The organism is Sphingomonas sp. Root720 (assembly GCF_001428605.1).
In the GTDB taxonomy this organism is placed as follows: Bacteria; Pseudomonadota; Alphaproteobacteria; order Sphingomonadales; family Sphingomonadaceae; genus Rhizorhabdus.
In genome coordinates, this window is sequence record NZ_LMID01000011.1 from 625,075 (window position 1) to 643,432 (window position 18,358).

The following is an 18,358-nucleotide window of genomic DNA, read 5'->3' on the forward strand; positions in this document are numbered from 1 at the left end:
GGCGTTCAGCCCTCCGGACGGTTTCGCTGTACCCAGCGGATTTCAGGGGGCTCCGGGCAGCGGAGCCTCGAACAGGCGCACCAGCACCGACAGGTCATCGTCCTGCGAGAGGCCGTCGATAGCCGACACGCCTTGCAGCAATTCACCGACCCGGTCGATCAGCGGCGTCGCGGTCCCGGCCTTCGCCGCCATCGCCTGCGCGAGCCCGACATCCTTCGCCATCAGCGCGACGGCGCCGAGGCGGGGCAGGTAGCTGTGGGCGGCCATGCGCGGCCCGAACAGCTGCAGGGGCATCGAATCCGCGAAGCCGCCCTTCAGCGCCTCCGGTAGGCTGGCGACGTCGACACCCGCCGCGCGCGCGACCGCGATCGTCTCGGCGATGGTGACGATGTTGCTGGCGACGATCATCTGGTTGCACAATTTGGTCGCCTGCCCGGCGCCGGCGGGTCCCATGTGCGACCGGTGGGCCGACAGCGCGTCGAGCAGCGGCGCCGCAGCCACGATGGCGTCGTCGCGGCCGCCGAGGAAGATCGTCAGCATGCCCTTGCGCGCGGCGGCAGGGCCGCCCGAGACCGGGGCATCGACCCAGCGCGCGTCCAACGCCTCGGCCCGTTCGGCGAAGCGCCGGTTGCGCTCGGCCGATCCGGTCGAGAGGTTGACGATCGTCGGCCGGTGTCCGGAGCGGGCGCCCAGCAGGCCTTCGCTCCCGAACACCAGATCCTCGACCGCGTCGTCGCTGGTCAGGCACATGCCGACGACGTCGCACCGATCGGCCAGGGCGGCGGGTGACGCCATCCAGACGGCGCCCTGTGACAGCACGGCCTCGGCCTTCGCGGCGGTGCGGTTCCACACATGGAGCTGACCGCTATGCTCCAGCAGTCGTTCGGCCATCGGACCGCCGATGTCGCCCAGCCCGGCGAAGCCCAGGCGGGTCACTGGTCGCGTTCCCAGACGACGCCGCCCGAATGGGTCACGGCGCCGAGATGGGCGGAGCCGACCGTCGCGCGATATTTCTCCAGCAGGCCACCGAGGCGGCGCTCGGCCCTGGGCGGCGTCGCCGCGCGGCGCGCCTGCAGCTCGGCGGCGTCCACCTCGATGTGGAGCGTCTGTTCGCCGGCGCGGGCGTCTATCGCTATGACGTCGCCATCGCGGATGAAGGCGATCGGGCCGTCGTCGGCCGCTTCGGGGCAGACATAGCCGATGCACAGGCCGCGCGTCGCGCCCGAGAAGCGGCCGTCGGTGACCAGCGCGACCTTCTCGCCATTGCCCTGGCCGTAGATCAGCGCGGTGATGCCCAGCATCTCGCGCATGCCCGGCCCGCCGCGCGGTCCCTCGTTGCGGATCACGATCACGTCGCCGGGCGCATAGGCGAGAGCCTTGATCGCCTCGAGGCAATGTTCCTCCGATTCGAAAACCCGCGCGGGCCCGCGATGCTGGAGCGTCTTGAGGCCCGCGACCTTGAGCAGCGCACCGTCGGGCGCGAGGCTGCCCTTGAGCACGACGACCCCGCCGGTCGGCGCGATCGCATCGGCCACGCTCCGCACCACGTCCCCATCGGGGTCGCGCGCCATCTGCAGTTCCTCGCCGATCGTGCGGCCGGTGACGGTCAGGCCGTCGCCGTGGAGGTAGCCGCCCTCGAGCAGCGCCTTCAGGATCACCGGCGCGCCGCCCGCATAGAAGACGTCGCGCGCCAGATAGCGGCCGCCCGGCTTCAGGTCGGCGATCAGCGGGGTGCGTGCGAACACCTCGGCGACGTCATCCATGGTGAAGGCGAACCCTGCCTCATGTGCGATGGCGGGCAGGTGCAGCGCGGCGTTGGTCGAGCCGCCGGTGGCAGCGACCAGCGCGCAGGCATTCTCGATCGAGCGGCGGGTGACGATGTCGCGCGGCAGCGGTGCGTCGGCCAGCACGCCGGCCATCAGCGCCTTGGCGCTGCGCCGGGCGAGCGGCGCGCGCTCGGAAAAGACCGCCGGGACCATCGACGATCCGAGCAGCGCCAGGCCGAGCGCCTCGGACACCATGCCCATCGTATTGGCGGTATATTGGCCCGCGCAGGAGCCCGCCGTGGGCAGGCACGCCTTGGCCAGTTCCTCCAACTCCTCGACCGGTTCGGTCCCGGCCAGCACCTTGCCGATCATCTCATAGGTGTCGACGATGTTGACGTCCTTGCCGTGCCGCTGGCCGGGCAGGGCGGAGCCGCCATAGAGGAACACCGACGGCACGTTGCAGCGGACCATGCCCATGATGATGCCCGGGATGTTCTTGTCGCAGCCGCCGATGCCGAAGATGCCGTCCCATTGATGGCCCCGCACCGTCGCCTCGACGCTATCGGCGATCAGGTCGCGTGAGATCAGCGAGAAGCGCATCCCAGAATGGGCGACGGACAGCCCGTCGGACACCGACACCACCGGGCATTCGTGCGGCGTCCCGCCATGCGCGTAGATACCGGTCTTGGCGTGCTGCGCCTGCGCCTGGAGAGTCAGGTTGCAGGGGCTCATCTCCCCGCCGGTGTGGATCACGCCGATATGCGGCCGGGCGATGTCCTCGTCGTCCTGCCCCAGCGCGTGGAGGAAGCTGCGCGTCGTGGTGCGGACGATGCCGTCGGTGATGGTCGCGGATCGATAGGGCGCCCTCGCCATGTGCAATTCCTTTGTCGGCCTCTTGCCCGAAGGCATAACAAGCTTGGCGTGTATTAAAAGTCCGACCGGACGGACATTTTCCCCCCGGCCCGGCGCTCCGTCAGGAATAGCCCGGCACCGTGGGGCGAATCGGCTCCGGCTGCAACTCCACCCGATTCTCGATGTGGCCCAGCCCCTCGATCTCGACCCGCACAACGTCGCTGGCCTTCATGTAGCAGGGCGGGTCCATCAGGCCGCCAACCCCGGCGGGTGTGCCGGTGGAAAGTATATCCCCCGGTTCGAGCGTGAAGGCGCTGGTCAGTTCCTCGATCATGTCGCCGATGCGCGCGATCATGTCCCCCGTCGACGCGGTCTGGCGAAGCTCGCCGTTGACATGGGTGGTCAGGCGCAGGGCATGCGGATCGGCGATCTCGTCCCGGGTCGCCGCCATGCTGGTCGAGCAGGGCGCGGACGTGCGGTGGCGCCTGCGGGGCGGAGGAGACGTCGATGATCTCCTCGCCCTCGACGACGCCATAGCCGACGCGGTTTCCGTCCTGGACGGTGACGATCTTCATGGGGGCTTCTTTCTCGTTCCTCTCCTCCGGCGCGCCAACGCCCCGAAAAAGCATCGTTGACCTTTTTGACGTTTATGTTCAAATTGATGAAATAGGTCAAATCGAAATGGCCGCCGCGAAAGGGCGGCCCGGTGACGAGGGAGAGTCGGGATGGTGTTCCTGCGCAACGCTTGGTATGTGGCGGCCTGGTCGGACGAGGTCTCCGACAACCTGCTGACCCGCAAGATCCTGAACGAGCAGGTCCTGCTCTACCGGAACGCGTATGGCGATCTCGTCGCCACCGGCAACACCTGTCCGCACCGCTTCGCGCCGCTCCATCTCGGCAAGCTCGTCGATGGCGCGGTCGAGTGCCCCTATCACGGGCTGCGCTTCAACGGCGAAGGCCGCTGCGTCTTCAATCCCGATGGTGACGGCCGCATCCCGGCCGGTGCGCGCCTGCGCAGCTATCCGATCACCGAGCGGCTCGGCGCCGCCTGGATCTGGATGGGTGATCCCGCGCGGGTCGACCTGTCGATGATCCCCGACTTCGAGTTCCTCGACGATCCGGACTACCGGACGGTGAAGGGCGTGCTGCACGTGCGGGCGAACTACCGCTACATCAACGACAATCTGATGGACGAGGCGCATCTGCACATGGTCCATCACGACTCGCTGGCGTGCGACATGGTGCGCCGCGCGAAGACCGAGCTGGTCAAGGATCCCGACGGTACGATCTGGGCCAATCGCTACGGCACCGACGGCGCGCCGCCGAACATCTTCGACATGATGTGGCGGATGACCCGCGACGATTATGAAGGGACGATGGACCATTGGGTCGAGGGCGGCTGGAACGCGCCGTCCTTCGTGCGCAATAACACCGGCGTGGTCCTGCACGGCCGCCCGCGCGAGGAGGGGCTGGAGACCAAGAACGCCCATCTGCTGACCCCCGAGACGGAAACCACGACCCATTATTTCTGGGCGATCTGCCGCAATTTCGAGACCGGGAACGATGCGCTGGACGACGGCATCCGGACGGGCACCGAATATGCCTTCGTCCATGAGGACGAGGTGATGCTCCACGCCGTCCAGGAAGCGATGGGCGAGCGGGAATTCTGGTCGATGAAGCCGGCGCTGTTGCAGGCCGACGTCGGTGCGGTCGAACTGCGCCGTACCCTCGACCGGATGATCGCCGCCGAACAGGCCGAGCATCCGGCGGCGACGCCCGCCCCGCGCGCCGAAGCGGTCGGCTGAGCCACTGCCCCACACCTCCTGCAAGGATTCAAGAACATGGCCACCCTGGTCGCACGTGACCTTTCCGCCACATATCCGGAGCCGGTGAAGCCGTCGAAGCTGGCGCATGTGGTGATCCGGACGCCGCGCTTCGAGGCGAGCAAGGCGTGGTGGTCGAGCGTGCTCGACGCGCAGCCCTCCTACGAGAATGCGCAGCTCAGCTTCATGACCTATGACGACGAGCACCACCGCAGCGGCATCATCAACATGCCCGACCTCAAGGATCAGGACATGGCCAATGCCGGTCCCGAGCACATCGCCTTCACCTATGCGGACCTCGGCGCCCTGCTCGCCACCTATCGCCGGCTCGAGGCCGAGGGGATCCTACCCTTCTAGACGATCAACCACGGCCCGACCATCTCGATGTACTATCGCGATCCCGACGGCACCAAGGTCGAGCTCCAGTACGACGTCTTCGACGTCGACGGCGTCGNNNCATGATCGCCGACTTCGAGGCCGGCATCCCCCTCGACACCATCACCCGCCGACCGACACTCCCGGACGGGAAGACGCCCTGGGACATGCACAGGGCCTGAGGGGAGGGAAGCCATGGACATGGAACAACCAGGCGACCCCGCTCCATCTCGGCGTCTTCGTCGCGGCGGCGGGCAATCATGTCGCGGGATGGCGCATCCCCGGCGCGATCACCGACGCCGAGGATTTTGGCGCCTTGCTCGACATCGCCAGGACCGCCGAGCGCGGGAAACTCGATTTCGTCTTCTTGGCCGATTCCCCGGTGTCGTCGGTCAGGGGCAATCCCAATTTCATCTTCGGGCTTGAGCCGACGACCCTGCTCGGCGCGCTCAGCGCCACCACCAGCAGGATCGGGCTGATCGCGACGGTTTCCTCGATCTTCACCGAGCCCTATAATCTGGCGCGCGCGATCGGCACCGTCGATCGGATCAGCGGCGGACGGGCCGGGTGGAACGTCGTCACCACCGGCCAGCCCGGCGTCGCCGAGAATTTCGGCCGCGACCTGCCGCCGCACGAGCTGCGCTATCAGGTCGCCGACGAATATCTGGCGGTGGTGAAAGGCCTGTGGGACAGCTGGGAGGCCGGCGCACGTGTCGCCGACGAGGCGACGGGGCAGTTCATCGACGAGAGCAAGCTCGACGTCCTCAACCACAGGGGCGACCATTATAGCGTGCGCGAGCCGCTCGGCCTCTCGCGCTCGCCGCGGAGGCAACCGGTGATCGTGCAGGCCGTCGTCGGGGTCGAGGCGCAGAAGATGGGGGCCGAACCCTCCGAAGCGGCCCGCGCCGCCGCCATTGCGGCCATCGAGGGGTTCCTGTCCGAAGCCGGTGGCCGCGCGGCGGCCTGACCTCGCAGCGCCGCGGCGATCCGACTCCACCACGGGCCGAGCCCGGTTTCAATCCTGCTGACGGCGGTCGAATCGGGACCGGTTGTCGTCGATCCGCTGCATATTGTCGCGGACCCATCCGCCAAGCCGCAGCCCTTCGGCGGCCAGCGAACGGCCGAGCGGGGTCAACGCATATTCGACCTGCGGCGGCACGGTCGGGTGAACCGTGCGATCGACCATCCCGTCACGCTCCAACGCCCGCAGGGTCCGGGTCAGCATCTGCTGGGAGATGCCCGTCACCGCGCGGCGCATCTGGTTGAACCGCAGCGGGCCGTCATGGAGGGCAACCACGACGGGCAGCGTCCAGCGATCGCCGATGCGGCCGAGCAGTTCGCTGACCCGCAGGCAATCGCCATGGGCCAGCACGGTGGTGGTCATATCCATATGACTAGGTCCCAAAAATATGCGTTCTTGGCCGGTCGGGCCGGGCCCCCTAGCTAGGTGGGGTCATAGACGGATTTGGATAGCCCCCCTCATGAAACTTCTCCATCTCGATTCCTCGATCCAGGGCGACAGCTCGGCCAGCCGGCTGGTGTCGGCGGCGGCGGTCGAACGCCTGAAGGCGATCCATCCCGGGCTGGAGGTCGACTATCGCGACCTTGCCGCCGCGCCGCTGCCCCACATCACGCTCGGCGGTTTCGCGACCGGGGAGGCCGTCGCCGTGATCGAACAGTTCCTGGCCGCCGACATCCTCGTGATCGGCGCGCCGATGTATAATTTCGGCCTTCCGACCCAGCTCAAGGCCTGGTTCGACCATATCCTGGTGGCAGGACGGACCTTCCGCTACGGCGCGGACGGCGTCGAAGGGCTGGCCGGGGGCAAGCGCGCGATCCTGGCGCTGTCGCGGGGCGGCATCTATTCCGAAGGCAGCCCCGGCGCGGGCATCGAGCACGCCGAAAGCCATCTGCGCGGGATGCTCGGCTTCATCGGCATCACCGATATCGAAAGCATCGTCGCCGAAGGTCTCGCCCTCGGGGCCGAGCAGCGTGAGGCGACGATCAACCAGGCGCTGTCGAGGGTCGAGGCGATCGAGGTCGGCGGCTTGTCCGCCGCCGCCTGATGTCCGGAGGCGTCGTCGGCCTGCGCGATGCGCCGCCGACGGCGGCTTTTACGCGCCCGAAAGGCGCTGGCGCAGCTTCGTCGCGGCGAAGTCGAGAAACATGCGGGTCTTGAGCGGCAAGGCGCCGCGCGCGGCGTGGATCAGGCTGACCGGCAAAGGCGGATTCTCGAACGTCGCGAGGATGATCTCCAGCCTGCCCGCCTCGACCGCCGCGGCGCATTGATAGTGCAGGACCCGCGTCACGCCGACGCCCTCGATCGCTGCCTCGACCGCCGCCTCGGCGGTGGAGACCGCCAGCCGCGGCACCAGGAGCACCTCCTCGACGCCCTGCCCGTCGGTGCGGCCGAAGCGCCAGGCCGGCGTCTCCGCCTGCATGTCGAAGCTGACGCAGGGCATCGCCGCGAGATCTGCGGGACGGCGCGGCGGGCCGAGCGTCGCGAGCAGCGTGGGACTGGCGCACAGCACCGTCCGCATCGTCCCGACGCGGGTGGCGATCAGGCTGCTGTCCGGGAGAAAGCCTATCCTCACCGCGAGGTCGACATGATCCTCGATCAGATGAAGGTTGCGGTCCGACAGCAGCAGCCGGACGTTGATGTCGGGATAGGCGGACAGGAAGTCGGTGACGATCGGCAGGATGTGGAGGCGGCCGAACAGGATCGGCGCCGTCAGCACCAATTCGCCGCGCGGCGCCTCATATTCGCCCGACGCCGAGCGTTCGGCCTCCTCGACCTCCGCGAGGATGCGCTTCGCCGCGACGACATAGGCGCTGCCCGCGTCGGTCAGGGCCAGCCGGCGCGTCGAGCGGACGAGCAGCCGCGCGCCCAGATGCTGCTCCAGTTCGGCGACCTTGCGGCTGACCGTCGCCAGCGGCATGCCGAGCGCCTTGGCGGCGCCGGTGAAGCTTCCCTTTTCCACCGTCAGCAACAGGATCGCCATGGCTTCGAACCGGTCCATTATCCCATAATATGAGAGAAATAATCTCGATCATAGCAGATTATAATTTCGTGTGAGAGGTGACACTCTCCTTCCGACCGCAGCAAATGCGTTGGAAGGAGCTTGAAGAAATGGCCTACGGCTTTCTCGACGTCGCCACGACGGCAAGCGTGCGCGCCGCCCAGGCGCAGATGGGCAGTGCGGGACTGTGGGAGGGTTTCGAGAGCGACCGCTCGTTCGACCGCTTCACCGAACGCGAGATGGCCTTCATCGCCGCGCGCGACAGTTTCTACATGGCGACGGTGTCCGAGACCGGGTGGCCCTATGTCCAGCATCGCGGTGGTCCTCGGGGTTTCGTCAAGGCGATCGACGACCGGACGCTCGCCTTCGCCGACTATCGCGGCAACCGGCAATATATCAGCGTGGGGAATGTCGCGGCCGACGACCGCGCCTGCCTGATCCTCGTCGATTATCCGCGTCGCGCGAGGCTCAAGATCTACGCGCATGTGGAGATCGTCGCGCTTGATGCCGATCCCGGGCTTGCGGCGCTGGTGGGCGATCCGGCAGGCAAGGGGCGTCCGGAGCGGATATTCCGCCTTCGCCTCGAAGCCTTCGACTGGAATTGCCCCCAGCACATCACGCCCCGCTTCACCGAAGCCGAGCTTGCGAGCGTGCTGGTACCCGTCCAGGAACGGATCGCGGCGCTCGAGAACGAGAATGCCCGGTTGCGGGCGACCCTCGACCTCCAAGGAAAGATATGATCATGGACAAGCAGCGCCCGCCATTGCCGCCCTTCCTCACCGAGGAGGACGCCGCGCTCAAGGTCAGGCTTGCCGAGGATGGCTGGAACAGCCGCGATCCCGGCCGGGTCGCGCTGGCCTATACGCCCGATTGCCACTGGCGCAACCGCGCCGAGTTCCTGCAGGGAAGGGAGGCCATCATCGCCTTCCTGGCCCGTAAATGGGCGCGCGAGCTCGACTATCGGCTGATCAAGGAATTGTGGGGCTTTCGCGGCAACCGGGTCGCGGTGCGCTTCGCCTATGAATGGCATGACGACAGCGGCACCTGGTTTCGCTCCTACGGCAACGAGCTGTGGGAGTTCGACCCGGACGGATTGATGCGGCGGCGGGTCGCCAGCATCAACGACAGCCCGATCCGGGAGAGCGAACGCAAGTTCCACTGGCCGCTCGGCCGGCGCCCGGACGATCATCCCGGTCTCGGCGACTTCGGTTTCTGAGGCTTTGGCCGATGGTGACGAAGGCCATTGGCAACGTCGGGCCTTGTCGCCATAGTCGAGACAATAAAAGCAGCAATGCTGATTTTATTGTGAGGGTGCCATGGACCTTGAGGCGAGGATCGTCAGGCTGGAGGCGGAAGCCGCGATACGGCGGCTGATCGCGGCCTATTGCTTCACCATCGACGATCGCGACCTCCCCGCGATCGCCGCGCTGTTTGCCGACGACGCGCGGGTAGCCTCGGAGGACGGGGTGATGGAGGCGCGCGGCATCGACGCGATCATGGCGCAATATCGTCAGCGCTTCTCGGTGCTCGGGCCGGGTGCGCATTATATGCACGACATCCTGATCGACCTTTCGGAGGGGGACCCCGGTACCGGCACCCTTTGGGCCACCGGCCGCGTCTCGGGCCATGCCGAATTGTGGCGGCGCGACCGGATGATGGTGGCGGGCCTGCGTTACCGCGACCGCTATGTCCGCACCCCGGCCGGGTGGCGCTTCGGGGAGCGGATCATCGGTTTCCTCTATTATGTCGATGCGGCGGACTATCCCGGCATCCTGGGCCATCGCGACCGCAACCGCGCCTATGACAGGCCGTTGCCCGCCGACTTCCCCGAAGCGCTGCCGACCTGGGGCAGCGCGGACGGGGCGGCGCATGGCTGAGCGGTCTGCCGTCGCGGTGGAGGACCATGGCGCCGTCCGGTCGATCCGCATCGATCGGGAAGCGCGCAGCAATGCGCTCGACGCCGCCGCGTCAGCCGCGATCGACGCCGTGGTGGACGCTGCCGAACGCGATCCCGCCGTCCACGTGCTGCTGCTGACCGGATCCGGCGACCGCGCCTTCTGCGCGGGTATGGACCTGAAGGAGGCGGCCGAGCGCGGGGCGGGTCAGGGGTTGATCCCAGGCCGGGGTTTCGCCGGGCTTACCGAGCGGCGGCGGACCAAGCCGCTGGTCGTCGCGATCAACGGCGCGGCGGTCGCCGGCGGGTTCGAGATCGCGCTGGCCGCCGACATCGTCATCGCCGCCGACCATGCGACGTTCGGGCTGGCCGAGGTGAAGCGCGGCCTGTTCGCCTTCGCGGGCGGCGTGCAGCGGCTGGCGCGCGCCGTCCCGCGCGCGACCGCGCTCGCCATGATCCTGACCGGCGAGACGATCGGTGCACGGCGTGCGTTCGATCTCGGGCTGGTCTCCGAAGTCGTCCCGGGCGGCGCGTTGCAGGCCCGTGCGCTGGCGGTGGCCCGGACGATCGCGGGGTTCGACCGCGACACGGTGCGCCGCGCCCTCGCGCTCCACGATTTCGCGGCGGACGCACCGATCCATGAAAGCCTCAGCTTCGGCCGCGCCTATGGCGAGGAGACGCTGGGCTCGGCGGCGGAGCGCGAGGCTGTCCGCGCCTATGCGGAGGGACGGGTCCCGTCCTGAGGTGCGGGAGCGGGTGTTTGGGAATGTTGCTTTCATGCAACGGTCGCGAACCGTTCCGCGGATTAAGCCAAAAGGAGGAAACCGGATCGCGATCGCATCGTTTACCGCCCGTTCGGAACTCCGATGCGCGGCCGAAACGTCTATTTGGTTCGAGGCCCTGTTTCGGGATCAGTCACCGGACTGTTGCAGTTTCGGGTGAACCCATGTCCGGTCGGACATGTTGAACAGGGGAACGACATGAGGAAACTAACTCTATTGGCAGCACTTGCCGCGACCGCGCTCGCGGCGCCGGCCTTCGCGCGCGACAACAGCTGGTATGTCGGCGTCGAAGGCGGCGTGATGCAGCCGCAAGACACCAAGTTCGACGTCGGCCCATCGCCGTTGTCGCCGGGTGGTCGCACGACGGTCGACAACAAGCTCGGTTACGATGTCGATGCGATCCTCGGTTATGACTTCGGCATGTTCCGGCTCGAGGAAGAGATCGCCTACAAGCGCAGCCGCGTGAAGAGCATCACCACGGGCCCGTCGCGGACCCCGGCTGGGCCCGGCGGCGCCGGAGCGCCTCCCGGCGTCTATCCGGACGCGTCGGGCAAGAGCGTCGCGTTCGGCGTGATGGTCAACGCCCTGCTCGATTTCGGCGACGAGGACGGCTTCTCCGCCTATGCGGGCGGCGGCGCGGGCATAGCCACGCTGAAGCTCCAGAACTATAATGTCTCGGGCGGCGATTTCATCGATTACGATGTCTCCAAGCGCTTCGCCTGGCAGGCCATCGCCGGCGTCCGCTACGCGGTCAGCAGCAATGTCGATGTCGGCCTGAAATATCGCTACTACAACATCACCAAGGTGCGGCCGCTCGATGCGGCGGGCGCTCGCTACGACGCGAAGTGGCGTTCGCACAGCGCGCTGGTGAGCCTCGTCTACAACCTCGGCGCGCCGGCCGCTCCGCCGCCGCCCCCGCCGCCGCCTCCGCCCCCGCCGCCTCCGCCCCCGCCGCCGCCTCCGCCGCCGCCGGTGGTTGAGGCCCCGGGTCCGTTCATCGTGTTCTTCGACTGGGACAAGTCGGATATCACGGCGGAAGCTGCGTCGATCCTCGACAATGCGGCCAACGCCTATGCGACGACCGGCCAGGCCCGCGTCCAGCTTGCCGGCCACGCCGACAAGTCNCGTCCGCTGGTCGACACCGCCGATGGCGTCCGCGAACCGCAGAACCGTCGCGTCGAAATCACCTTCGGCGCCGGCATGTAAGCGGCGATGTCATCGATCCGTCGATGACGCGAGAATTGGGGTCGGCCTTCGGGCCGGCCCTTTTTCTTTCCACCCGGCGGCGGCGTACTCCGGAGCCCGATCGCGGAGGCTTTTCAGATCGTCGCGGTGGATCCCAGGATCACCGTCGCCTGGCTCGACAGCACGCCGCCATTGCCATGGGCGAGGGCGATCTCGACATCGGCGATCTGGTTGGCCGCCTGGCCTCGGACCTGCCGCGCCGCCTCGACGATCGCGAACAGGCCGTACATGCCGGGGTGGCAGCAGGACAGCCCGCCGCCATTGGTGTTCACCGGCAGCCGCCCGCCCGGCCCGATCGCGCCGTCCTCGACGAAGCGTCCGCCTTCGCCTTTGGGGCAGAAGCCGAGATCCTCGAGGAACAGGATCGTGTTGATCGTGAAGGCGTCGTAGAGCTGGACGACGTCGACATCGCCGGGCGCGATTCCCGCCATCGCATAGGCGCGCGGACCGGACTCGGCGGCGGCGGTGGTCGTCAGATCGGCCATCTGCGAGATCGCGTTGTGCCATGTCGCGGCGGCGGCGGCGAGCACCGGGACGGGCGGCACCGGGCAGTCGCGCGCGCGGTCGGTTCGCGTCATCACGATCGCGGCGGCGCCGTCGGTGACGAGGCAGCAATCCTTGACCGAGATCGGGCTCGACAGCATCCGCGCGGCCAGCACCTCGTCGATGCCGAGAGGCCCCTTGGCGAAGGCCTCGGCATTGGTGTTCGCCCAGGCGCGCGCCGCGACCGCGACCTCGGCCAGCTGGCGGCGCGTCGTGCCGAACTCGTGGAAGTGGCGCGACGCCGCCAGCGCATAGGAGGAGACGGGGAAGAGCGGCTTGTAGGGCGCCTCCCAGCCATTGCTGCCGACCGGGGTCGACAGCTTGCCGCCCGCGCTGCGCTGGTTCGACCCATAGGCGATCAGCGCGGTGTCGATATAGCCCGCCGCCAGCATCGTCGCGGCGGTCGCGACATGGCTCATGAAGGCCGAGCCGCCGGTGCGGTTGCAATCGGTGAAACGCGGCGAGAGGCCGAGATATTCGGCGAAGCTCAGCCCGGCGAGGATATCGTCGGGCAGGCAGATGAACAGCGCATCCACCTCCCCCATCCGCATCCCCGCATCGGCGATCGCGAGCTGCCCGGCCCGGGCGGCCATCTCCAGCGTCGTCCAGCCGGGGCATTCGCCCACACCGAAGGTGGCGACGCCGGCGATCGCGGTGGCCGCGCGCGGAAAGCTGCCGCCCATGGTCAGGCCGCCGCGTCGAACAGGAGCAGCGCCGCGCCGTCGCGCTCGCCGATCCGCGCCCGCACCCTCAGCCCGATCGCGATATCCCCGGCGGCGATCCCCTCGACCTCGCTCATCAGCCGGACATCTTCGTCGAGATCGACCAGCACGATGGCACGGGGCGTCTCGGGCGGCTTCGGGTGGATCACGGTGACGGCGTGGACGGTGCCCATGCCGCTCGCCTCGATCCAGTCCCATTCGGCGTCGCCGCTGCCCGGCTCCATCAGCCGAGGCGGGAAGAAGACGGTGCCGCTGGCGCGGGCGCGCTGAAGCAGGAAGCGGCCGTCGGCGAGCGCCGCGCGCCAGTGGCGCTCGGGGCCGGTCTCGCCTCCGCTCATGCCGGCACCCGGTTGGCGCCGGCGATCAGGCCGTCGATCGCCGCCGCGTCGAAGCCGGCTTCCTCCAGGATCGCGCGGCTGTCGGCGCCCAGCGCCGGGCCGGGATCGCCGATCGCGCCCGGCGTCGCGGAAAAGCTCGTCGGGATGCCGGGGAAGCGCAGCTTGCCGAACTCGCTGTCGCGCTCGTTCCAGAAGCCGGTCGCCTCGAGATGTTCGTCGTGGAGCAGATCGGTCGGGGTCGCGATCGCCATCGCCGGAACCTCGGCGACGCGGAACAGGTCGAGCCATTCGGCGGTGGTGCGTTCCTCGATCACCTCGGCCAGCCTGTGCAGGACCGTGCCGATATTCTGGGTACGGCTGCGCATCGACGCGAACATCGGATCGCGCGTCCATTCGGGATCGCCGATCGCGTGGAAGAAGTTCCGCCAATGCTTGTCGTTGTAGATCATCACGCCGATATGGCCGTCCTTCGTCTTGTACGGGCGGCGGGCGGCGGCGGTGACGCGTGGATATTCGGGCGGCCCCTGCGGCGGATCGAACAGCGACCCGCACAGATGCTCGATCATCGTGAAGGAGACCAGCGTCTCGAACATCGGCACCTCGACCTCCTGGCCCAGGCCGGTGCGTTCGCGGGCGAACAGCGCCGCGATGATCGCATAGAGACCGGTCAGCCCGGTCACCTTGTCGGCGACGACGGTGGCCAGATAGGTCGGCTCGCCGCCCGACAGCCGCGCCTGCAGGTCGACCAGGCCCGACGCCGCCTGGACGATGTCGTCATAGGCGGGATAGTCGCGATAGGGGCCGTTCCGCGCGAAGCCGTAGAGGTTGGTGTAGATCAGCCCCGGATTGACGTCCTTGAGCGACGCATAGTCGAGCCCGAGCCGCGCGATCGCGCCGGGCCGCATCGAATGGACGAACACGTCGGCGCCCTCGACCAGCCTGACCAGCGCCGCGCGCGCCTCGGGCTGCTTGAGGTCGAGCGCCAGGCTGCGCTTGCCACGATTGACGTTCAGGAACATGCCGCCGCGCGTCGCGTCGGGGCCGGGCGGCAGATAGCGGGTGGTGTCGCCGTCGGGACTCTCGACCTTTATCACGTCGGCACCCAGATCGGCCATGATCTGCGTGGCATAAGGGCCCATCAGCACGCTGGTGCAGTCGATCACCCGGACGCCGGCCAGCGGTCCCTGCAGGCGGCCGCTCATGCGACATGCCCCCTTGCCAGCATCGGCGGGGGGCATAGCCTCATGCGCATGCACATGTGGGAGGCGAGGGCATGAAGGCTCATCTGATCGCGGCGGGAAAATTTCATGACATCGACTTTGCACGTCTCGAGTTGCTGAAGCTGCTGGCGGAACTGCCCGAGGTCCGGACCTCGGTGGCGTCGGACTATGGCGACCTCGCGAGCCTCGCCGCGGCGGACCTGCTGATCACCTACACCTGCGACCTGCTGCCCGATGCGGTGCAGACCGAGGCGGTCGCCGCGTTCCTGGCGCGGGGCGGACGCTGGCTGGCGCTGCACGGCACCAACGCGACGTTGCGCTTCGGTTCTGACGGTGTGGTCGACACGCCCGATGCGGCCCCGGTCTTCACCGGCCTGCTCGGGACGCGTTTCGCCGGCCATCCGCCGATCGCGCCGTTCAAGGTCTCCGTGACGCGCGGCGACCATGTCATGACCGCAGGCCTGCGCGATTTCCGCGTCGAGGACGAACTCTACCTGACTCACCGCACCGCCGCTATCGACGTGCTGCTGCACACCAGCTTCACCGGCTCCTGCCCCGAGTTCCGGGACTCGGAGTGGGACGAACCGCAGGTGCCGGTGCTCTATGAGCGGCGGGTGGGCGATGGTGCGATCCTCTACCTCACGCTCGGCCATTGCCGAGGCCATTATGATCTGCGCCCGCTGGCCGATTTCTGGCCGCATCCCCAACGCTGCTCGTGGAATTACCCGGTCTTCGCCGAGCTGCTCCGCCGAGGCATTCGCTGGGGCCTTCCGCAAACGGGCTAGGCCTTGGACAGGTTCGGGTTCATCGCCCGGATCTGGTCCTCGAGCAGGGCGAGCATCGGCTCGACCATCGCCTCGGCCATCGCCCCGGTCAGCACGTTGATCGCCATGCCTTCCAGCATGGTCTGCGACAGCGTCATGGCGAGGTCGAAGCGTTCGCGATTGCCCTGCCATTCGGGGAAGAGCGCGACCGCCTGCGCGTTGAAGCGCTCGCGATACTCGACCTGCAGCGGCTGCAGGATCTTGGCGAGATCGGCATGGGTGCGCGCGGCCAGCGCGAGTTCGTGGAAGGCGATGAAGGCGGGCTTCTGGACCTGCCGCCAATAGGCGCGGACCAGCGCGTCGACGTCGTGGTTCTCCGTGTCGGCCGCGCGGCGGAAGGCGCGCAGGCGCTTCTCGTGCAGCTCGACGATCGCCGCCTTGATCAGCGCGGAACCGTTCTCGAAATGGTGGAGCATCGCGCCGCGCGACAGGCCCGCCTCGGCGGCGACCTGCGGGGTGGTGGTATTGGCATAGCCGACTTTCACGATGCAGCGGATGGTCGCGTCAATCAGCCTGGCGCGCGTCTGCGCGCTCTTCAGCGACTGCTGGGTCTGGCCGCCCTGGCCGCGTTCGCGCGGCTGGCGGGCGGGGGAACCGGAACGTACAGCTGCCAACGCCATGAACTTCGATCCTTGCTCAAGAAACAATCATGTTTGTTTTTCATAGGGGCTGTCAAGCAGCCTTTGCAGCCTGTCCATAGCACAGCGGACACCCGATGATATGCCGATAGTTCGCCCCGAATAAAAAACATTCATGCATGTTTTCATCTTGCTCCGGTCGTGGAGGCGGTGCAGAAGAAGGGGGAGGCCGGGGACCCGGCGACAGGCGGAGAGGTGAAGGTGGATCTCGGTTTGCAGGGCAAGAAGGCGATCGTCGTCGGCGCCGCGCGCGGCATCGGCATGGCGGTGGCGGAGACGCTCGCGCGCGAGGGTTGCGACCTGGCGATCACGGCCCGGTCCGAGGACGGCGTCAAGGATGCGGTGGCGAGCCTCAAGCGCTACGGCACCAAGGTCGTCGGCAAGGCCGCGAATGTGAAGAAGGCCGACGATTACAAGGCATGGCTGGCCTGGGCGGTCGAGGCGCTCGAAGGGTGCGACATCCTGATCCCGATCACTTCGGCCGGCGGTGGCCTGGGCAGCGAGAAATATTGGAACAACGCCTTCGAGGTCGACGTGATGGGCCCGGTGCGCGCGGTCGACGCGGTGCTGCCGACCATGACCGAGCAGAAGTCGGGTTCGATCGTGCTGATCGCCACCACTTCGGCCGGCGAGGCGATGGGCGGTCCGCAGCCCTACAACGCGATGAAGGCCTCGCTCGTCACCTGGGGCAAGCAGCTCGCGCTGTTCCACGGCAAGGACGGCATCCGCGTCAATGTCGTCTCCCCCGGCCCGGTCGAGTTCGAGGGCGGCAATTGGGACATGATCAAGGGCACGATGGAGAAATTCTACCAGTCGCAGCTGCGCCAGCAGCCCGCCGGCCGGCTCGGTACGCCCGAGGAGATCGCCCGCTGCGTCGTCTTCCTCGCCAGCCCGGCGGCGAGCTGGTGCAACGGATCGCACCTCGTCGTCGACGGTGCATTCACCAACCGGACGCATTTCTGAGGGGCCGCGCGCGATGGACGTGAAGCGCAAGGTCGACGTGATCCGGGTCAATCCGCAGGACTGGCCCGACGGCACGCCCGCGTGGAAGGCCGAGGATCCCGACCTCGGCTACGACGTCATCCCGGCAGGCCGCTACACCTCGGCCGAGTTCATGAAGCTCGAATGGGACCGGGTGTGGACCAAGGTCTGGCTGCTCGGCGGCCGATCCTGCGACATCCGGGAGCCGGGGGATTACATCTGCACCGACATCGGCAAGGAGAGCGTGCTGATCGTCCGCCAGCAGGACGGGTCGGTCCGCGCCTTTCCCAATGTCTGCCTCCATCGCGGCAACAAGTTGCGGCCCGAAGGTCTCGGCAATGCCGAGGACTTCCGGTGCATGTACCATCACTGGACCTATGGCCTCGACGGCTGCATCACCCGCATCCCGGATCTCGACACCTTCCCGCAGGGCGGGCCTCCGGGGATGAAGCTGCCCTCCTATCCGTGCGAGGAATGGGGCAGCTTCGTCTGGTTCTCGCTCAACCCCGACGTCGGGCCGCTCGCCGATTTCCTGGCGCCGATGCAGCAGCATCTCGACCCCTATCATATCGAGCGGATGGCCTGGACCCGCGACGTCACCGTCGAATGGGACTGCAACTGGAAGGCCAGCGTCGACGCCTTCAGTGAGGTCTATCACGTCCAGGGCATCCATCCGCAGCTGCAATGGTATCTCGACGACACCAACGCGCAGATCGACGTCTACGAACGGCACAGCCGCTACCTCGTCCCCTTCGCCTGCGTGTCGGGCCGGGTCGCGCTGCCCTCGTCGATCCCGCCGGCGATCTACGAGATCATGGTCAAGGCGGGCATGGATCCGGCCGACTATGAAGGCCGGGTCAGCGACATCCGCCGCGACGTCCAGCTGTTCAAGCGCGAGCATGGTGCTGCGCAGGGCAAGGATTATTCGCGGCTCAACGACGACCAGCTGACCGACGACTATCATTACACGATCTTCCCGAACGTCTCGCTCAACGTCCATGCCGACGACGTGATGATGTTCCGGCAGCGGCCGCATCCGACCGATCCTGACAAGATGTTGTACGACATCTGGATGCTCGAGCTGGTGCCCGAGGGCGAGGAATGGCCCGAGCGTCCGAAGCACAGGCAGTTCAAGCATGGCGACCGCTCGATCGGGCAGGTGCTCGATCAGGACGCCTTCAACCTGCCGACGGTGCAGAAGGGCATGCACAGCGATGCCTTCCCCGGCCTCTGGGTCGGCGACCAGGAACTCCGCATCCGGCACTTCCACAAGGTGCTGGACGACTATGTCTATGGCCCGGGTGGCAAGACGCCGAACGACCTCTGAGGAAATGA

The 18,358-nt window shown here is 67.6% G+C and carries 22 protein-coding genes; 13 read left to right on the plus strand and 9 right to left on the minus strand.

What is annotated here, in order from left to right; genetic code table 11:
* Positions 1 to 42 precede the first annotated feature (42 nt).
* The 3 genes from ASE22_RS13695 to ASE22_RS13705 form a co-directional block, all read right to left on the minus strand.
* Complete coding sequence (locus tag ASE22_RS13695; protein ID WP_056360282.1) at positions 43 to 936, minus strand: NAD(P)-dependent oxidoreductase; 894 nt, start codon at positions 934 to 936, stop codon at positions 43 to 45.
* A complete protein-coding gene (gene ilvD, locus ASE22_RS13700; protein ID WP_056360286.1) occupies positions 933 to 2,639 on the minus strand; it encodes a dihydroxy-acid dehydratase in 1,707 nt (568 codons plus the stop codon). The genes ASE22_RS13695 and ilvD overlap by 4 nt, the downstream gene beginning before the upstream one ends.
* A 100-nt stretch (positions 2,640 to 2,739) precedes the next feature.
* Entirely contained in the window at positions 2,740 to 3,069 is a 330-nt protein-coding gene (locus ASE22_RS13705) for a fumarylacetoacetate hydrolase family protein (RefSeq protein ID WP_056360290.1), read from the minus strand.
* Between ASE22_RS13705 and ASE22_RS27620 the strand changes: the two genes are divergently transcribed.
* The 4 genes from ASE22_RS27620 to ASE22_RS13725 all read left to right on the plus strand — a co-directional run bounded on the left by ASE22_RS27620 (position 3,068) and on the right by ASE22_RS13725 (position 5,783).
* A complete protein-coding gene (locus ASE22_RS27620; protein ID WP_056360293.1) occupies positions 3,068 to 3,253 on the plus strand; it encodes a hypothetical protein in 186 nt (61 codons plus the stop codon). The two genes, ASE22_RS13705 and ASE22_RS27620, sit on opposite strands and share 2 nt — an antisense overlap.
* 90 nt (positions 3,254 to 3,343) lie before the next feature.
* Positions 3,344 to 4,423 carry an aromatic ring-hydroxylating dioxygenase subunit alpha gene (locus tag ASE22_RS13715; RefSeq protein WP_056360296.1) on the plus strand — a complete coding sequence of 360 codons (1,080 nt, stop codon included), beginning with the start codon at positions 3,344 to 3,346 and terminating at the stop codon, positions 4,421 to 4,423.
* 36 nt (positions 4,424 to 4,459) lie between these two features.
* Positions 4,460 to 4,798, plus strand: a complete 339-nt coding sequence (locus ASE22_RS27625; protein WP_235538158.1) for a VOC family protein — start codon at positions 4,460 to 4,462, stop codon at positions 4,796 to 4,798.
* Between the two features lie 295 nt (positions 4,799 to 5,093).
* The gene (locus tag ASE22_RS13725; RefSeq protein WP_327196975.1) at positions 5,094 to 5,783 is read left to right on the plus strand and encodes an LLM class flavin-dependent oxidoreductase; all 690 of its coding nucleotides are present in this window, start codon (positions 5,094 to 5,096) and stop codon (positions 5,781 to 5,783) included.
* Between the two features lie 48 nt (positions 5,784 to 5,831).
* Here ASE22_RS13725 and ASE22_RS13730 read toward each other — a convergent pair whose 3' ends face one another.
* Positions 5,832 to 6,206: a winged helix-turn-helix transcriptional regulator gene (locus tag ASE22_RS13730; RefSeq protein WP_056360300.1), complete on the minus strand. Its 375-nt coding sequence runs from the start codon at positions 6,204 to 6,206 to the stop codon at positions 5,832 to 5,834.
* 91 nt (positions 6,207 to 6,297) lie between these two features.
* On the opposite strand from ASE22_RS13730, the gene ASE22_RS13735 reads away from it, so the two are divergent.
* The gene (locus tag ASE22_RS13735) at positions 6,298 to 6,882 is read left to right on the plus strand and encodes an FMN-dependent NADH-azoreductase (protein WP_056360303.1); all 585 of its coding nucleotides are present in this window, start codon (positions 6,298 to 6,300) and stop codon (positions 6,880 to 6,882) included.
* A 48-nt stretch (positions 6,883 to 6,930) separates the two neighbouring features.
* On the opposite strand, the gene ASE22_RS13740 is transcribed toward ASE22_RS13735, so the two are convergent.
* Positions 6,931 to 7,836, minus strand: coding sequence for a LysR family transcriptional regulator (locus ASE22_RS13740; RefSeq protein WP_056360306.1), 906 nt, complete (start codon positions 7,834 to 7,836; stop codon positions 6,931 to 6,933).
* A gap of 110 nt (positions 7,837 to 7,946) precedes the next feature.
* On the opposite strand from ASE22_RS13740, the gene ASE22_RS13745 reads away from it, so the two are divergent.
* The 5 genes from ASE22_RS13745 to ASE22_RS13765 all read left to right on the plus strand — a co-directional run.
* On the plus strand, positions 7,947 to 8,576 hold the full coding sequence (locus ASE22_RS13745) for a pyridoxamine 5'-phosphate oxidase family protein (protein ID WP_056361259.1): 630 nt from the start codon (positions 7,947 to 7,949) through the stop codon (positions 8,574 to 8,576).
* Between the two features lie 2 nt (positions 8,577 to 8,578).
* Positions 8,579 to 9,052, plus strand: a complete 474-nt coding sequence (locus ASE22_RS13750) for a nuclear transport factor 2 family protein (RefSeq protein ID WP_056360309.1) — start codon at positions 8,579 to 8,581, stop codon at positions 9,050 to 9,052.
* 100 nt (positions 9,053 to 9,152) lie between these two features.
* Complete coding sequence (locus ASE22_RS13755; RefSeq protein WP_056360312.1) at positions 9,153 to 9,713, plus strand: nuclear transport factor 2 family protein; 561 nt, start codon at positions 9,153 to 9,155, stop codon at positions 9,711 to 9,713.
* Positions 9,706 to 10,473, plus strand: coding sequence for an enoyl-CoA hydratase/isomerase family protein (locus tag ASE22_RS13760; protein ID WP_056360315.1), 768 nt, complete (start codon positions 9,706 to 9,708; stop codon positions 10,471 to 10,473). The genes ASE22_RS13755 and ASE22_RS13760 overlap by 8 nt, the downstream gene beginning before the upstream one ends.
* Before the next feature lie 237 nt (positions 10,474 to 10,710).
* The coding region (locus ASE22_RS13765; RefSeq protein WP_235538159.1) for an outer membrane beta-barrel protein at positions 10,711 to 11,636 on the plus strand (926 nt) is incomplete at its 3' end.
* A gap of 195 nt (positions 11,637 to 11,831) precedes the next feature.
* Here the strand turns inward: ASE22_RS13765 and ASE22_RS13770 are convergent.
* The 3 genes from ASE22_RS13770 to ASE22_RS13780 are packed head-to-tail and all read right to left on the minus strand — an operon-like array spanning position 11,832 to position 14,562.
* The gene (locus ASE22_RS13770; RefSeq protein ID WP_056360319.1) at positions 11,832 to 12,983 is read right to left on the minus strand and encodes a thiolase; all 1,152 of its coding nucleotides are present in this window, start codon (positions 12,981 to 12,983) and stop codon (positions 11,832 to 11,834) included.
* 2 nt (positions 12,984 to 12,985) lie between these two features.
* Positions 12,986 to 13,360, minus strand: a complete 375-nt coding sequence (locus ASE22_RS13775) for a Zn-ribbon domain-containing OB-fold protein (RefSeq protein ID WP_056360322.1) — start codon at positions 13,358 to 13,360, stop codon at positions 12,986 to 12,988.
* Complete coding sequence (locus ASE22_RS13780) at positions 13,357 to 14,562, minus strand: CaiB/BaiF CoA transferase family protein (protein WP_056360325.1); 1,206 nt, start codon at positions 14,560 to 14,562, stop codon at positions 13,357 to 13,359. Before ASE22_RS13780 ends, ASE22_RS13775 begins: the two co-directional genes overlap by 4 nt.
* Before the next feature lie 71 nt (positions 14,563 to 14,633).
* Between ASE22_RS13780 and ASE22_RS13785 the strand changes: the two genes are divergently transcribed.
* Entirely contained in the window at positions 14,634 to 15,365 is a 732-nt protein-coding gene (locus ASE22_RS13785) for a ThuA domain-containing protein (RefSeq protein WP_056361262.1), read from the plus strand.
* Here the strand turns inward: ASE22_RS13785 and ASE22_RS13790 are convergent.
* Positions 15,362 to 16,024 (minus strand): TetR/AcrR family transcriptional regulator, encoded by a 663-nt coding sequence (locus ASE22_RS13790; protein ID WP_056360329.1) that lies wholly within the window; start codon positions 16,022 to 16,024, stop codon positions 15,362 to 15,364. The two genes, ASE22_RS13785 and ASE22_RS13790, sit on opposite strands and share 4 nt — an antisense overlap.
* A gap of 168 nt (positions 16,025 to 16,192) precedes the next feature.
* Between ASE22_RS13790 and ASE22_RS13795 the strand changes: the two genes are divergently transcribed.
* Together ASE22_RS13795 and ASE22_RS13800 are read left to right on the plus strand one after the other, a co-directional pair.
* A complete protein-coding gene (locus ASE22_RS13795; protein WP_235536351.1) occupies positions 16,193 to 17,005 on the plus strand; it encodes an SDR family NAD(P)-dependent oxidoreductase in 813 nt (270 codons plus the stop codon).
* A gap of 13 nt (positions 17,006 to 17,018) precedes the next feature.
* On the plus strand, positions 17,019 to 18,350 hold the full coding sequence (locus ASE22_RS13800; protein WP_056360334.1) for an aromatic ring-hydroxylating oxygenase subunit alpha: 1,332 nt from the start codon (positions 17,019 to 17,021) through the stop codon (positions 18,348 to 18,350).
* Positions 18,351 to 18,358 lie beyond the last annotated feature (8 nt).

What these genes read in the sequence shown, in the direction of transcription:
- ilvD (WP_056360286.1), bottom strand. Translation starts at nt 2,639, where the DNA reads ATGGCGAGGGCGCCCTATCGATCCGCGACCATCACCGACGGCATCGTC.
- ASE22_RS27620 (WP_056360293.1), top strand. Translation starts at nt 3,068, where the DNA reads ATGCTGGTCGAGCAGGGCGCGGACGTGCGGTGGCGCCTGCGGGGCGGA.
- ASE22_RS13705 (WP_056360290.1), bottom strand. Translation starts at nt 3,069, where the DNA reads ATGGCGGCGACCCGGGACGAGATCGCCGATCCGCATGCCCTGCGCCTG.
- ASE22_RS13715 (WP_056360296.1), top strand. Translation starts at nt 3,344, where the DNA reads ATGGTGTTCCTGCGCAACGCTTGGTATGTGGCGGCCTGGTCGGACGAG.
- ASE22_RS27625 (WP_235538158.1), top strand. Translation starts at nt 4,460, where the DNA reads ATGGCCACCCTGGTCGCACGTGACCTTTCCGCCACATATCCGGAGCCG.
- ASE22_RS13730 (WP_056360300.1), bottom strand. Translation starts at nt 6,206, where the DNA reads ATGGATATGACCACCACCGTGCTGGCCCATGGCGATTGCCTGCGGGTC.
- ASE22_RS13735 (WP_056360303.1), top strand. Translation starts at nt 6,298, where the DNA reads ATGAAACTTCTCCATCTCGATTCCTCGATCCAGGGCGACAGCTCGGCC.
- ASE22_RS13740 (WP_056360306.1), bottom strand. Translation starts at nt 7,836, where the DNA reads ATGGACCGGTTCGAAGCCATGGCGATCCTGTTGCTGACGGTGGAAAAG.
- ASE22_RS13745 (WP_056361259.1), top strand. Translation starts at nt 7,947, where the DNA reads ATGGCCTACGGCTTTCTCGACGTCGCCACGACGGCAAGCGTGCGCGCC.
- ASE22_RS13750 (WP_056360309.1), top strand. Translation starts at nt 8,579, where the DNA reads ATGGACAAGCAGCGCCCGCCATTGCCGCCCTTCCTCACCGAGGAGGAC.
- ASE22_RS13755 (WP_056360312.1), top strand. Translation starts at nt 9,153, where the DNA reads ATGGACCTTGAGGCGAGGATCGTCAGGCTGGAGGCGGAAGCCGCGATA.
- ASE22_RS13760 (WP_056360315.1), top strand. Translation starts at nt 9,706, where the DNA reads ATGGCTGAGCGGTCTGCCGTCGCGGTGGAGGACCATGGCGCCGTCCGG.
- ASE22_RS13770 (WP_056360319.1), bottom strand. Translation starts at nt 12,983, where the DNA reads ATGGGCGGCAGCTTTCCGCGCGCGGCCACCGCGATCGCCGGCGTCGCC.
- ASE22_RS13775 (WP_056360322.1), bottom strand. Translation starts at nt 13,360, where the DNA reads ATGAGCGGAGGCGAGACCGGCCCCGAGCGCCACTGGCGCGCGGCGCTC.
- ASE22_RS13780 (WP_056360325.1), bottom strand. Translation starts at nt 14,562, where the DNA reads ATGAGCGGCCGCCTGCAGGGACCGCTGGCCGGCGTCCGGGTGATCGAC.
- ASE22_RS13785 (WP_056361262.1), top strand. Translation starts at nt 14,634, where the DNA reads ATGAAGGCTCATCTGATCGCGGCGGGAAAATTTCATGACATCGACTTT.
- ASE22_RS13790 (WP_056360329.1), bottom strand. Translation starts at nt 16,024, where the DNA reads ATGGCGTTGGCAGCTGTACGTTCCGGTTCCCCCGCCCGCCAGCCGCGC.
- ASE22_RS13800 (WP_056360334.1), top strand. Translation starts at nt 17,019, where the DNA reads ATGGACGTGAAGCGCAAGGTCGACGTGATCCGGGTCAATCCGCAGGAC.